Source organism: Synechococcus sp. MIT S1220, from assembly GCF_047303025.1.
Lineage (GTDB): Bacteria > Cyanobacteriota > Cyanobacteriia > PCC-6307 > Cyanobiaceae > Parasynechococcus.
The window spans coordinates 1,871,464-1,884,967 of record NZ_CP138939.1 but is presented as its reverse complement, the minus strand read 5'-3'; the positions used below and the strand labels follow the sequence as shown (position 1 = coordinate 1,884,967).

13 protein-coding genes are annotated in these 13,504 nt (G+C 58.0%); 4 read left to right on the top strand and 9 right to left on the bottom strand.

Annotated elements, in window-relative coordinates; translation table 11 throughout:
* The first annotated feature begins 65 nt into the window (after positions 1-65).
* Complete coding sequence (locus SIB64_RS09660) at positions 66-863, top strand: helicase DnaB (RefSeq protein ID WP_413440020.1); 798 nt, start codon at positions 66-68, stop codon at positions 861-863.
* Between the two features lie 381 nt (positions 864-1,244).
* Here SIB64_RS09660 and SIB64_RS09655 read toward each other — a convergent pair whose 3' ends face one another.
* Genes SIB64_RS09655 through SIB64_RS09645 form a run of 3 tightly spaced genes read right to left on the bottom strand, consistent with a single transcriptional unit; the run spans position 1,245 to position 4,202 of the window.
* Positions 1,245-2,171 (bottom strand): N-acetylmuramoyl-L-alanine amidase, encoded by a 927-nt coding sequence (locus SIB64_RS09655; protein WP_413440019.1) that lies wholly within the window; start codon positions 2,169-2,171, stop codon positions 1,245-1,247.
* Complete coding sequence (locus SIB64_RS09650; RefSeq protein ID WP_413440018.1) at positions 2,153-3,850, bottom strand: signal protein PDZ; 1,698 nt, start codon at positions 3,848-3,850, stop codon at positions 2,153-2,155. Before SIB64_RS09650 ends, SIB64_RS09655 begins: the two co-directional genes overlap by 19 nt.
* A 1-nt stretch (position 3,851) precedes the next feature.
* Positions 3,852-4,202 (bottom strand): DUF1257 domain-containing protein, encoded by a 351-nt coding sequence (locus SIB64_RS09645; protein WP_413440017.1) that lies wholly within the window; start codon positions 4,200-4,202, stop codon positions 3,852-3,854.
* A 7-nt stretch (positions 4,203-4,209) separates the two neighbouring features.
* Here SIB64_RS09645 and purN point away from each other — a divergent pair, with 7 nt between their 5' ends.
* A complete protein-coding gene (purN, locus tag SIB64_RS09640; RefSeq protein WP_413442968.1) occupies positions 4,210-4,878 on the top strand; it encodes a phosphoribosylglycinamide formyltransferase in 669 nt (222 codons plus the stop codon).
* Here the strand turns inward: purN and argC are convergent.
* On the bottom strand, positions 4,869-5,942 hold the full coding sequence (gene argC, locus SIB64_RS09635; protein ID WP_413442967.1) for an N-acetyl-gamma-glutamyl-phosphate reductase: 1,074 nt from the start codon (positions 5,940-5,942) through the stop codon (positions 4,869-4,871). The genes purN and argC overlap by 10 nt on opposite strands.
* A 74-nt stretch (positions 5,943-6,016) precedes the next feature.
* On the opposite strand from argC, the gene ribBA reads away from it, so the two are divergent.
* Positions 6,017-7,678, top strand: a complete 1,662-nt coding sequence (gene ribBA, locus SIB64_RS09630) for a bifunctional 3,4-dihydroxy-2-butanone-4-phosphate synthase/GTP cyclohydrolase II (RefSeq protein ID WP_413440016.1) — start codon at positions 6,017-6,019, stop codon at positions 7,676-7,678.
* Between the two features lie 4 nt (positions 7,679-7,682).
* Here ribBA and SIB64_RS09625 read toward each other — a convergent pair whose 3' ends face one another.
* Positions 7,683-8,126 carry a peptidylprolyl isomerase gene (locus tag SIB64_RS09625; RefSeq protein ID WP_413440015.1) on the bottom strand — a complete coding sequence of 148 codons (444 nt, stop codon included), beginning with the start codon at positions 8,124-8,126 and terminating at the stop codon, positions 7,683-7,685.
* A 41-nt stretch (positions 8,127-8,167) separates the two neighbouring features.
* On the opposite strand from SIB64_RS09625, the gene mtnP reads away from it, so the two are divergent.
* The gene (gene mtnP, locus SIB64_RS09620; protein WP_413440014.1) at positions 8,168-9,076 is read left to right on the top strand and encodes an S-methyl-5'-thioadenosine phosphorylase; all 909 of its coding nucleotides are present in this window, start codon (positions 8,168-8,170) and stop codon (positions 9,074-9,076) included.
* On the opposite strand, the gene murQ is transcribed toward mtnP, so the two are convergent.
* The 4 genes from murQ to dnaK are packed head-to-tail and all read right to left on the bottom strand — an operon-like array spanning position 9,061 to position 13,378.
* Positions 9,061-10,014, bottom strand: a complete 954-nt coding sequence (gene murQ / locus SIB64_RS09615; RefSeq protein ID WP_413440013.1) for an N-acetylmuramic acid 6-phosphate etherase — start codon at positions 10,012-10,014, stop codon at positions 9,061-9,063. The genes mtnP and murQ overlap by 16 nt on opposite strands.
* A gap of 2 nt (positions 10,015-10,016) precedes the next feature.
* Positions 10,017-10,454, bottom strand: a complete 438-nt coding sequence (locus SIB64_RS09610; protein ID WP_413440012.1) for a DUF3110 domain-containing protein — start codon at positions 10,452-10,454, stop codon at positions 10,017-10,019.
* Between the two features lie 40 nt (positions 10,455-10,494).
* Entirely contained in the window at positions 10,495-11,400 is a 906-nt protein-coding gene (locus SIB64_RS09605) for a DnaJ domain-containing protein (protein WP_413440011.1), read from the bottom strand.
* Positions 11,384-13,378 (bottom strand): molecular chaperone DnaK, encoded by a 1,995-nt coding sequence (gene dnaK / locus SIB64_RS09600; RefSeq protein WP_413440010.1) that lies wholly within the window; start codon positions 13,376-13,378, stop codon positions 11,384-11,386. The genes SIB64_RS09605 and dnaK overlap by 17 nt, the downstream gene beginning before the upstream one ends.
* Positions 13,379-13,504 lie beyond the last annotated feature (126 nt).

Here is a 13,504-nt window from a genome sequence, read left to right as displayed (position 1 = left end):
TTGCCCATTGTTGGCGGCACTGCGGTTAGGTTCAGTCGTCAAACCTTGTTCAACCACATCGGTTTATGCCTGAGGGTCTGCGCATCCTCGCCACCCAGAGCATCGCCGCCCTCGGCCTGGCGATTGTTCTTGGTGTGTTGGTGAAGCCTGACGCACCGAAGCTTCAGGGCCAGACCGAAACCCTGCCCGCCGAGAGATCCAAGGCGCTGAGCTCCAAGGCTGACCCCACGGCTTTTTCCCCTGAGGAATTGCGCCTTCTGCAGCAACGTTTCGGTGTGCACGGACCCCAGACACCGATCGCCCAGCTGGTCACCCGCGGCGTGGATCAGCTGCGGCCGCTACGCAGGCAAACGCTCAACAAACTCAGGGCTCTGAAACCTGTGATCGTCCGCGAAGCAAGACAGCGCCATCTGAATCCGATGCTGTTGACCGCAATTCTGTTCGATGAAATTCAACATTCAAAACCCGGAGAAGACCTTCCCTTCATCGTTCACTCTGGCTTCGTTAAAACCCACGGTCCAGCGCAGATCGGAATCACTGAATTGATTCATCAGAACATGCTTCCCGAAAATCCAAGCGATGAAGACATCGCCTGGGCGAGGGACATTCTTCTGGATCCAATCGAAAATGTGATCATCTTGGGCGGAAAAATCCATCGCCTCAAACGAGCACTTGGATTGCCAAATGATTCAGCCCTCCAGGCGAGCCGAAGCTATTTCGACGCCAAAGCAATCGCCACCCTTGCGTATCTGCATAACGGCAAACTTGACTATCCAGCGCGCATAATGCGGTATATGCAAGATCCTGAACTGCACGGAGTCATCTACAGCACGCAGACAACACCAAGCTCAATCTTAATCTGATTCTGCGTTGATTTGATTCTGGATGATTTCAATCGCCGTTGATTTGATTCGCCGCCCGATCGAATCATTCCCATACAGAATAGCGTCGACCAATACACCAGATCAACTTGCCGCACCCACGCGATGGCCTCTGTAATCGCTTTAAATCATCCCTTTGGAAAGGGAAAATCATCTAACTTACGACAACAGGGAAGAGCTGTAAATTTGAGCAATAATCTGTGGCATGATCGATCAATAGTGAAGACCAGAACAACCGAAATATGCTGACGAAGTTTACTCCAAACTGATCAAGTGATGGATGGGAGATATCCAATCCAAAGGGAAAAATTTTGGAAATGGATCAGAGCTCAATCAAAAATTCTCCGTGATCAGCACACCGCGTTAAGACACACAAAGATCTCCCAAGGCCGCCAGACGAATCTGAAGAGCTGACCAGTCAAAACTGCGCGGATCACTGCGCTCTCCTCCGTTGTCAACATGGAGATGGGTGGTAATGGCAGCAGGAGCTAGATCAAAGCGTCGAATCCAGCCCGACAACACCAGAGCCAACGCGTCGTACTGATTTGCCGTGTAACCGCTATGGCGACTGTTGGCGTTGGCTCCATCGGAAGGGGTTTCCAGACTGATGTGCAGCGCGAAATTATTCACTGAGCCCTTCAAATTCTTGTTGGTGACTGCCCACTCACCTAAAAAAGAAGAGTTGCCGGAGCCATAGGCCCTGTTGATGGGTGGCACCAGATCGAGAACGGCTCCATCAAGACCAACCAGGGTGTGATAACTGACCTGATCTTCATCGCGTGGGTGAGGCGTCATGAAGGTATTGACCGCCGACTGCATCGAGTAGACGGTCTCGTGCATCACAACAACACGGGGGTTGATGTCGAGGGTCCGTCCAAAGGCATCCTGACGATGCCGCTCACCGAAGTTGGTTGGGTCAATCGGCCGATCCTTGCGCCAAGAATCCTGGCTGTTTTGAAGAGAGAGAAGCCGCTGACGCACCTTGGAATCGAGACCTGAACACTGTCGGGCCAGGGGGGACGACCATGAGCGTGCCCTGGGTGGTTTAAGAGGCACCCCTGTTGGGTTGTTTTCAGGAGCCCTGCCGCTTTCCTCGCTGACTTCATCCAGCAGTTCCAACAGGGAACGGCGCGAGCTGGCATGGGAATAGCCCTGCTGATCGGAGAGGACCCACCCCAGAAACAACATGGTGAGCGACCCGGCAGACATGGCCGTGATCAACACCAGCGGATGACGCCTCATCGAGCTCCAGCCCGATTGCAAACCCTGCTTCAGAGAATCTGGAACCATCGATCCCGCAGCGCTCGTTGATCGGCATTCGCCCCAGGGTCCCAATCCAAGAGCCAGTGGTCCACACCTTTGTCAGGATTCAGATGAGTCTCAGCGAGACGGCCACGACGGACATAGGTGATGCAGGCGGCCGATCGAGACTGAAGAAGGAGAGCGAGGTCCGCTGCACGTCGGAGGCGATAACCATTCACCGCGAGAAGTTCATCACCAGGAACCAACGCAGAATCAGCACCTGGACCGTCGGAGGCCACACGCTTCACCAGCACCTGTCCCTGCTCATCCTTGAGGGTCAGTCCATGGTGGGGACGATCGGTTGGAACCGAATCGAGGCGAAGCCCAAGATCTGCAACCACTGCTTTCAAGGGCAAGGATGCTGGTTGATCCAGCCAGGTGGTCAGTTCAGCAGCCAATGCTGGGGTATGACCATCCAGTGCGGCGTGAATGTGTTGCCTGCTGTAGCCACGCCCCTGAGGTCCATGGCTGAACCAGAGTTCACGCAGGACTTCCGCCAAAGAGGAATCGGCTTGTCGAAGCCGTACATCAAGGCAAAAAGCTGTGGCTGCACCGAGCCCGTAGTAGCTCACCTGCGAGTCGCGGGAGGCGGGGGTTGCCTTGTAGAGCTTGACCCATGCTTCCTTGGCACTGTCCGAAAGGCTTTGTAGTGATCGTCCCGGTGTCATCAACACCCGCGAAAGCTCTTGGCCGAGATCCTTTAGGAATGTGGAGCGGTCACTGAAACCAGCGATCAGAGTTGTGGCCAGATCGAAATAACTGGTGATCCCCTCAGCAAACCAGAGACCTTCACTGACCACTGGACGAGCGTAGTCATAGGGGCGGTACTCCACCGGACGGAGTCGTCTCACATTCCACTGGTGCAGATATTCATGACCGACCAACTGAAGCAACTGACGCCGTCCATCGGGTTTGGCCAGAGCCTGCCAGTTGAACTGAAGAACAGCACTGTGGTCATGCTCCAAGCCGCCATAGCCCTGTTCCAGCATCTGAATCACCAACTGGTATCGGTCACCTGCTGGGGGAGCTGTTCCCATTAATCGACAGACACCCGAACACACCGAAGCAACATCAGAGCTGAGTTGGTCCGGCCATCCACCCGGCGGAGTGCCAATCAACAGCAGATCATGCCGATGCCCCTCCACTTCAAAACCTTCCAGATCAAACTCTCCCGCATGGAGCGGGCTGTCGACCAATGCATCGAAATCACTTGCCAACCAGCCATCGGTCCCCCTCTCAAGCGGAACGTGCACGTTCCAGGGTTCTGGGGCCAGCACCTGGAGATGGTGGGGATGCCAGCGCTGATCGTCAACATGCATCGCCACTGCTGCCATGCAGAGAGACGCAAAACTGGAATCGACGTAGCAGGTCCTGACAGTCAGATCCCTCGCCTCAAGGCAATAGGTGAGGGTGAGAGGCGTGAGATCGGGAAGATCGGCTGACCATGCCGATGGGCCCGTTCGTTTCACAGCCACAGGGTTGGTCCCCGACAGGAGCCCCAGGCTGTGCAGATGCTGAACGTGATCGCGAACCGTGTAAGACCCAGGGGTCCAAACAGGAAGCTGAAAGCTGAGGCGTCGTGACGTGGGCGACCAGCACTGACGCACCTGAATGACCTGGCGGTCGTTGTGCTGCAGGTCAAGCTGGATGCAGACAGGGTCGGTCACGTCAGAGCGAGCTCACAGACACCTGACCTGTGGGGAGTGACAACTGCTGAACGTCGTCGAGTGCCTGCAGAAGGGCGTAGCGACGTGACACACGCTGAAGACGGTGGGACAGCCCCCCGTAAAGACTGATTCGCTGTAGATCTCCATGCATCACAACGGTTCCATCCGAACCAGTGACCCAACCAATCGGACGGCAATCGGACCAGTGCGCCAGAAGGTCAACAGGACGGGGTGGACCGGTCACGTCGTTGAGACATGCATTCACCCGCACTTCAAAGCCTTCGTCGCGAAGCGATTGTTCGAGGAGATCGAGCCGTGTGAAGACGGTCGGCAGGATGGACAGATGGGACATGAACCGGATGCCCGCTTTTTCAGACCTTAGCCAGCAAGACCCTTCTGAGCAGGCCTTGTTGCAACCAGCAGGATGGAATGGACAAGGCTTCGATCCTCCTCTCCAACTTGGCGTGATGGCCTCCGGAAACGGAAGCAATTTCGAGGCGATGGAAATGGCGATCAGGCGTGGAGATCTCTCTGCAACGATCCGATTGCTTGTCGTCAACAACCCTGGCTGTGGAGCCCAGCGGAGGGCAGAACGGCTCGGGATTCCCTGCAGTGTTATGGATCACCGACTTCATCAGGATCGCCGTGAACTTGATCTGGAGCTGGTGCGACGCTTCCAAGACGCCGGCGCGGAAGCGATCGTGATGGCGGGATGGATGCGCATCGTGACGGACGATCTGATCCAGGCGTATCCCAACCGTTTGTTGAACATTCATCCATCTCTCCTGCCGAGTTTTCGGGGATTGGATGGGGTTGGCCAAGCGCTGCAAGCGGGCGTGCAGATCAGTGGCTGCACGGTTCATCTCGTTACGGAGGATCTGGATGCGGGGCCGATCGTGGCCCAGGCTGCGGTCCCCGTCATGGCTGACGACACTCGAACAAGCCTTGCGGAGCGAATCCATCGCGAGGAGCATCGCTTGCTGCCCATCGCCCTCATGCACATCGGCCAACGCTGGCGTCAGGGATAGAAGGCCTGAAGTGGCAAACCTGTGTCAGGGGGGAGACCAGCCATCAGATTGAGGCATTGAACGCCTTGTCCCGCCTGACCTTTCACCAGATTGTCGATCGCGCTCATCAAGACCAACTGACCCGTTCTTGTGTCCACCTGGACGGACAGCACAGCTTTGTTGGTGTGTCGGACCCATTTCGTGGCCGGATACGTACCAACCGGAAGGACGTCAACACACGGGTGATGCCGGTAGACGGCATCGAGAACCGTTGTGCAGTCTTCTGCCGTTAAGCCGGGATCCCGTAAGCGTGCATACACCGTTGCCAGCAGGCCGCGCACCATCGGCACAAGGTGGGGAGTGAACTGAAGATGCACATTCCGACCAGCGACCTCCTCGGCCATCTGCTCGATTTCGGAGGTGTGTCGATGACCGACGACTCCATAGGGCGCGATCGACTCGGACGCCTCGGCTAGCAGCATTGCCTGCTTGGGAATCCTCCCCCCTCCAGAGGTCCCCGTTTTGGCATCGATGATGATTCCGTCGGTCTCGATTAATCCCTGCTTGAGAAACGGGAGGATCGGCAGGAGGCTTGCCGTGGGGAAACATCCTGGTGCCGCGATCAACGGAGCCTCCGCGATGGCAGGGCCATGCCATTCGGGCAAGCCATAAACAGCGCTGCGGCAAAGCGTCGCGTCATCCCGTTCGAGAGAACGGGCTTCCTGGGCGTAGACCTGACTCCATTGCTCGAGGGAGCGGTAACGGAAGTCAGCGGAGAGATCCACCACCCGCACACCACGGTTCAGCAGCTGGGGCGCCAGCTGACAGGCAAGACCGTTCGGAAGGCTGAGAACTGCAAAATCGGCCGCTTCAGCGATCCGACCCGCATCCACAGCTTCAACGAGCGGATCGTCTGGAAGTGGCAGAAACGGACAGATGGCACTCCAACGCTGTCCGGCGCTGCGTTCACCTCCCAGAAAACTGACTGCTAATCGAGGATGATCTCGCAGAAGCCGAATGGTTTGCAGACCGCCGTATCCAGAGGCACCAATCACGGCAACCCGTGCGGGCCCACCTGCTGCCATGTCGGCCAAAATCGATGGCTTGCGGCTCTCCATGGGGGCGGCGACAACCGCGGCTGATCGTACAGGTATCGATAATGACGGAATCTCAACTTTTGACTGGAGCCCTGGAGAGTTCAAAACCAGCAAGCGACCAGGAACCGATCGCTTTCGACACCATCCCCGATGCCCTGGCCGCAATTCGCAATGGCGATTGTGTGGTGGTGGTTGATGACGAACAACGGGAGAACGAGGGAGATCTGATCTGTGCAGCGCAATTCGCAACAGCGGAAGCGATCAATTTCATGGCGACCGAGGCCCGTGGTCTCATCTGCCTCGCCATGGAGGGGCAGCGCCTGGATGAGCTGGATCTGCCCCTGATGGTGGATCGCAATACCGATGTCAACGAAACCGCCTTCACGGTGAGCATCGATGCAGGACGGGAGCACGGGGTCAGCACGGGAATCTCAGCAGACGACCGGGCTCGAACCATCCAGGTCGCCCTCAATGCCAACACCCGGCCAGCGGATCTACGCCGTCCCGGTCACATCTTCCCCTTGCGTGCTCGCAAGGGAGGTGTGCTCAAACGGGCAGGTCACACGGAAGCCGCCGTCGATCTAGCCGAGCTCGCAGGCTTGAATCCCGCTGGAGTGATCTGTGAGATTCAAAACACCGACGGCTCGATGTCGCGCCTTCCGGAACTGCGCGAGTACGCCACACAGTGGGGATTGAAGCTGATCAGCATCGCTGATCTGATCAGCTACCGGCTAGCGAACGAACGCTTCGTCAAACGCCAAGCGCATGCCGTTTTGCCAAGCCAGTTCGGTTCATTCCAGGCGATCGGCTACCGCAACGAACTGGATGGCTCAGAGCACATTGCTCTGGTCAAGGGAGATCCCTCTGCGCTGCAGGAGCCGGTTCTGGTGCGCATGCATTCGGAATGCCTCACCGGAGATGCGTTCGGATCCTTGCGATGCGATTGCAGACCGCAACTTGAAGCAGCGCTGCGTCAAATCGAACGTGAAGGGGAGGGTGTTGTTGTTTACCTCAGACAGGAAGGACGAGGAATCGGCCTGATCAACAAACTCAAGGCCTACAGCCTCCAGGACGGAGGGCTCGACACCGTGGAAGCGAACGAACGTCTGGGCTTCGCGGCTGATCTCCGCAACTACGGCGTCGGTGCTCAGATCTTGTCCGATCTCGGCATTCATCACCTTCGACTGCTCACCAACAATCCGAGAAAAATCGCTGGTCTTGGGGGCTACGGCCTGAGGGTTGAGGAGCGCGTTCCATTGATCATGGACGCCGGCGACCACAACGCGGACTACCTGGCCACCAAGCGCGACAAGCTTGGCCATATGTTCAACCAACCCGGTCCTTGCACCGTTTTGGCACTGGCTGTCGAAACGGAGAGTGGTGAATGGTCATCGCTTCGACGGAGAGCAGAACAAACTGCCGCAGATCATGGATTTGAGCTGGTCTCCCTCCATGCACCCCGCTTGCTGGCGTTGTGGGAGCGCCCTCAGTTCGTCTGGAAGCTCGAACCGGGGGAACGGGATCCGATGCTTCTGCTGAAGACCATCGCCTCCTGGGACGAAACCAACCGCCTGGGCTTGCTTCGGGTCATCAACGAGCAGATGGCAATGCATCCACCGCAGACCTTGGAACGCAGCGAACGCAAGCTTTCTGAGCTCCTCGATGACGAAGCAAATGGTGCGTTAGCCAACGCACCATTCCTGATTCACTGGGGGACGGCCTGACTTTTCAGCTGTCCTGAATCGTCACTTTGTTGATCTTGGACCCGTTCTTGAGCTTCATCACGACATCCATGCTTCCGGCCAGGCCGAAGACGGTATGGACGCCATCGAGATGCGGTTGAGGCTCAAAGCAGATGTAGAACTGGGATCCACCGGTGTTTTTGCCGGCATGGGCCATGGCCAAGGTCCCAGCCTGATGTTTCTGGCTGTTGATCTCACAATCGATCATGTACCCGGGGCCGCCAGTGCCCGGCATGCCTTTGGCTCCAGCTCTTGTGTTGGGGCATCCACCCTGGGCCATGAAGCCTGGAATCACCCGGTGGAAGGCAAGACCGTCATAGAACCCCTCCTTCACCAATTTGACGAAATTGGCAGTGGTGTTCGGAGCATCGGTCTCGAACAGCTCGAGCTCGATCAGGCCTGCTTCCGTGTCCATCAAGGCCGTGGTCATCGCTGCGCGAGCAAAACTGAAGTTTAGGGATGAAGCATTTGATGACCGAAACACCCGATCTGCTGCCAGCACGCGTGGGCGTGATCGGCGGAAGCGGTCTGTATGCCATGCCTGGCTTGACGCCCCTGGAAGAGATCGAGCTTCCCACGCCCTTCGGAAGCACCTCAGACACCCTGCGCTTGGGTCGTTTGCATGGGATGGAGATCGTGTTCCTGGCTCGCCACGGTCGTCAGCACCATTTGCTGCCAAGTGAGATTCCTTATCGAGCGAACCTGTGGGCGATGCGCAAACTCGGCGTGCGCTGGCTGGTGTCCGTTTCAGCGGTGGGATCCCTCCAGGACAGCATCCGCCCCCGGGACATGGTCGTACCGGATCAGTTCATCGATCGCACGCATCAGCGCCCCCAGACGTTCTTCGGCGACGGCTGTGTTGCCCATGTGAGCCTCGCCGATCCCACCTGTCCTGCGCTGAACACTCTGTTGGCCGATGCGACGGCATCCAGTCTCCCTGCTAGCCGTCAAGTGCACAGGGGTGGAACCTATCTGTGCATGGAGGGTCCCGCTTTTTCCACCAGGGCCGAAAGCGCTCTTCATCGAAGCTGGGGCTGCGCGGTGATCGGCATGACCAACCTCACTGAAGCTCGTTTGGCGCGGGAAGCCGAGATGGCGTATTCATCTTTGAGCATGGTGACCGATTACGACTGCTGGCACAACGAGCACGACGATGTCAGCGTGGAGCTGGTCATCGGCCATCTGAGGGCCAATGCCGAAGCCACAGAACCAATCCTCAGCCACCTGATCCAGCTGCTTCAGGAGAAACGGCCAACCTCCCTTGCACACACGGCCCTCTCCGATGCGTTGATCACACCAGCAGCCGTTGTGCCAATGGAGACGCGCCGGCGTCTGGAACTATTCACCATGCCTTATTGGGGACCCTACAACCCAACCTGAAGCTCGCTCCCACAGGCTCTCAGCGCTGCTCTCAGCTGCTGGTCATGGGCCTGCAGCAGGGAAACGGCATCGTCTACACCCAATTGGCCAGCAGCCATCAGCAACGCCAATTTCACCGATCCATCGGATTGCTTCAGCAACGTAAGACCTGCATCCCGCTCAACACCGGCCAGATCGCGAAGAATCCTTAGTGATCGATCCACAAGCTTGCTGTTGCTGGCAGACACATCAACCATGCGGTTGCCGTAAACCTTGCCCAACCGGACCATGACGGCTGTCGAGAGAATGTTGAGGGCCATCTTTGTGGCCGTTCCGGCTTTCAGGCGCGTTGATCCCGTCAGCAATTCAGGTCCGGTGAGCAGTCGGATGTCGATATCACAGGGGAGCGGAGCCTGATCGGATGGAACGCAGGCCATCGCGATTGCTAGCGCGCCGATCGCCTTGGCATACGCCAAGCCTCCACGCACATAAGGCGTTGTTCCACCAGCAGCGATCCCGACAAGGCAATCCTCAGCACAAAAGCCAAGGGCATCGAGATCATCCCGCCCCGCCGTTTCGAGATCCTCCAATCCCTCGGAACTGCGTAGAAGTGCAGGGGCACCTCCGGCAAGAACCCCCTGCACCATTTCCGGGTCGCTGCAGAACGTGGGAGGACATTCGGCAGCGTCGAGCACTCCGAGGCGGCCGGAGGTCCCCGCACCGAGGTAGTAAAGGCGGCCACCGCGGCGGAGGCGGGACGCAATCCCATCGACTGCAACAGTCAGTTCTCGACTGGCGCCCTCCACAGCTTGCTGTGGCCGGCGATCCTCCTCGATAAACAGACCGACGAGATCGTCTGTTTGGAGTTGGTCGAGCTCAGAACTGCGGGGATTTGGTTGCTCCGTCAGGAGATGGCCACGGTCGTTGGATGGTTGGAGATCACCTGAAAAGCTGCCCATGTTTAGAGCAGGCCCTCGAGTCGCTTCCGGAGGGCGTCCAACTCTTCACTGGATTCAGCCGTGGAAGGGGATGGGGCGGCTTCTGGATCGGACTGCGTTGTTGACCCCTCAGAAATCGCTTCATCAGTCTTCCAGTTGGTCACATCCAGGTTGGCTTCGGGAGGAGCGATAAACTGCCGCTCCTCCTTCGAGCTGGGAACGAAGCCTGACTCGATAAACCGGGCTTCATAGCCAGCATCTCTGCAGAACAGCTCAACATCATCACGGGCCATGGTCTCAACACTCGGCACCGGAAAATCCTGAGCTTCCAGAAGCCCTGCGTACCGTTCGGCGTCGTCCGGATTTTCGAAAAGCAGCACGACGGTCTTACCCGCCATCTCAAGCGAGTGGATGCCCTCGCTGTCACTGCCGGCGTCAAAGAGGAGAACGTGAACCTTCATCCCGACGTCATCGACCAGTGGAGTCTCTCATCGATCTGCATCAGAGCGCATCGTCCTCGAGTGCCAGTTCCTGCAGACGTCGATAGAGCGCTTGCTCAGCCTCCCCCAGTGCCGCAGGAATCACAATCACGATTTCAACCAGCTGGTCTCCACGACGGTCATCCCAGCTCAAGCCACGCTCCCGCAGACGCAGCAACCTGCCGCTGGAGGACCCTGGCGGGACCTGAAGGGTGACGGGGCCATCCAGGGTCGGCACATCGACAGCGCAACCAAGAGCTGCATCCGGAGGGAACAGCTCAAGGCGGTAATGGACACGGAGTCCGTCAATACGCAGACCCTCAGGAGTTACCACACGCAACTGCAGGAAGTGATCACGTCCTCCAGGCGCGACACCCTCCAGTCGAAGCCGCCAACCATCACCAGCGAAGGGAGGGGTGTCCAATTCGACCACTGTGCCGTCATCGAGATTGAGCTCCACACGGGTGCCTTCCAACGCCTGCTCCGGCGTGAGCTCCACCAGAGATTCCAGATCCTGATCCGCACGCACGGGTGGTGGATTGGTGGATTGTGTCGCCGGTGACTCCTGAACAGGGCTGTGATCCTCCACGGCCCTTGCAGCGGGGGTCTGATCACGGGGTGATTCGACACGGCCAAGAACAACGTATAGATAATCCTCAAAAGAAGGAAATCCACTGGCGAACGGGTCATGGATCTGCCGTTGAGCAGCTTCACCCCGTTCCCAAGCGGAGCGACGACGGGGGTCGCTGAGAACCGCATACGCTTCGTTGACAAGTTTGAAACGCTCTTCAGCAACCGAATCGTTGCCATTGAGATCAGGGTGCCAGCGGCGCGCCTCGCGCCGAAACGCCCGTTTCAACTGTTGGTCATCACTCTCAGGGTCCAGCCCAAGGAGCGACCAGTAATCCGGTTCAGCGACGGAATTCATCGTCCCAGGGATCAAAGTCGCGTCGGCTCATGCCAGGACTGCGGGCTGGTGGTCGACCAGGGTTTCCCCAGGGATCATCGTCCCAGTCATCATCGGAAAAGAGTTCATCCTTGAGGGATCCAAGGGTGTTGCGGATCCCCTGTAGGGGACTGCCATCGCCTTGTCGTTCTGCAGACAGGCGGCGATTGAGGCCGAAAAGAGCCTCCTCGAGGCTGCTTGCAGCCATGTCGATCTCATGCAAATCCCCCTGATCCAAACAATCCTGAACATCACGCATGGCCATTTCCACAGCGCGCTGCTGGCGTTCCGCACCGTAAGGACCGAGTTCGAGGGCAGCATCACGGAGTCGGCGCTCGGCTTGCGCAACCAGCGTCTGCGCTCGATGTCGGCGCTCGATCTGATTTCGCTTGCGCCTGTCTTCATCTGCACGCGCTTCCGCCTCAGCCAGCAGGGCCTGAATCTCGTCCTGATTGAGGTTGGATCCCCCTTGAATCGAAACGGACTGCTTGCGGCCGGTGGTTCGATCTGTGGCGCTCACCTGCAACAGACCATTGGCATCGATGTCGAAGGCCACTTGAACCTGGGGCACACCCCTTGGTGCCGGAGGAATACCGGATAAACGGAACTTGCCGAGGGATTTGTTGTCCGATGCCATCTGGCGTTCCCCTTGCCAAACGTGAATTTCAACTGAGGACTGGTTGGCTTCTGAGGTGCTGAAAACATCGGACTGGCGCACCGGAATCGGGGTGTTGCGCGGAATCAACACCTTCATCAAACCGCCCACCGTCTCCAGTCCTAGGGACAGAGGCGTGACGTCGTTTAAAAGAAGATCTCGCAGTTCACCGGTGAGAATGCCCGCCTGCACGGCAGCACCAATCGCCACAACCTCATCCGGATTGACAGACTGGCATGGGTCCATGGGCACCAAGGTGCGAACCAGCTGTTGCACCATCGGCATGCGCGTCGCACCACCAACGAGAACCACATCATCGATGTCATCAGCGGCCCACCCGGAATCACGCAAGGCTGTCTGAACGGGACTCAGCAAACGGTCCAGCAGATCCGGGCACAGGGACTCGAAGGTTGCACGGCTGAGGTTCGTTTCGATATGGAGAGGACCATCACTGCCCGTGGCGATAAAGGGAAGAGAAATCGGTGTGCTCAAGACCCCGGAGAGTTCCTGCTTGGCTTTTTCAGCGGCCTCGGTCAGCCGTTGCAGCGCCTGGCGATCCCGACGCAGATCCACCTCGTGCTCACTCTGGAAGGCATCTGCGAGCCAGTTAACGATGCGTTGATCAAAGTCGTTGCCGCCTAGTTGCGTATCTCCGTTGGTGGCCTTGACGTCAAAGACGCCATTGGCGATGCGGAGCAGCGATACGTCGAATGTGCCGCCACCCAAATCAAAGACAAGAACGCGTCGCACGGCGCTGCGGTCGAAACCGTAGGCCAGGGCTGCTGACGTCGGCTCATTCAGGATTCGCTCAACAGAGATTCCCGCCAGTCGTCCGGCGTCTCGCGTTGCCTGCCGCTGGGCGTCATTGAAGTAGGCCGGCACAGTGATGACGGCGGCCTCAACCTGCTCACCCAGGTAAGTGGAGGCATCGTCGACAAGCTTGCGAATGATGCTTGCCACCAACTCTTCTGGGGCATATTCCCGTTCGGTCACTGGACAGGGGACGCGGACCTGGCCGCGATCATTGGCGCGAACGGTGTAGGGAACCGTCAGCGTGCTGTCATCGAGTTCATCCCAGTCGCGTCCGACGAAGCGTTTGAGATTTGAAAAGGTGTTCCGCGGGCTGAGCACAAGTTGACGACGGGCAAGTTGCCCGACAAGCAACTCCTGATCTTTGCTGTAACCAACCACGGATGGGGTGGTACGACTGCCCTCTGCGTTGGCGATCACGTGGGGGCGACCCGCCTCGAGTACGGCCACGACAGAATTTGTCGTACCAAGGTCGATCCCAACGATCCGCCCCATAACCGAACTCTTTCGAGACCCACGCTACCGGCATGTTCCAGCCCTGAAGCCTCACCCAAAAGCGTTAATGGGCTCTTAGTGAACTGAGGGAGCTTGGCGAATACCCTATCGATGCCTGGATCACTG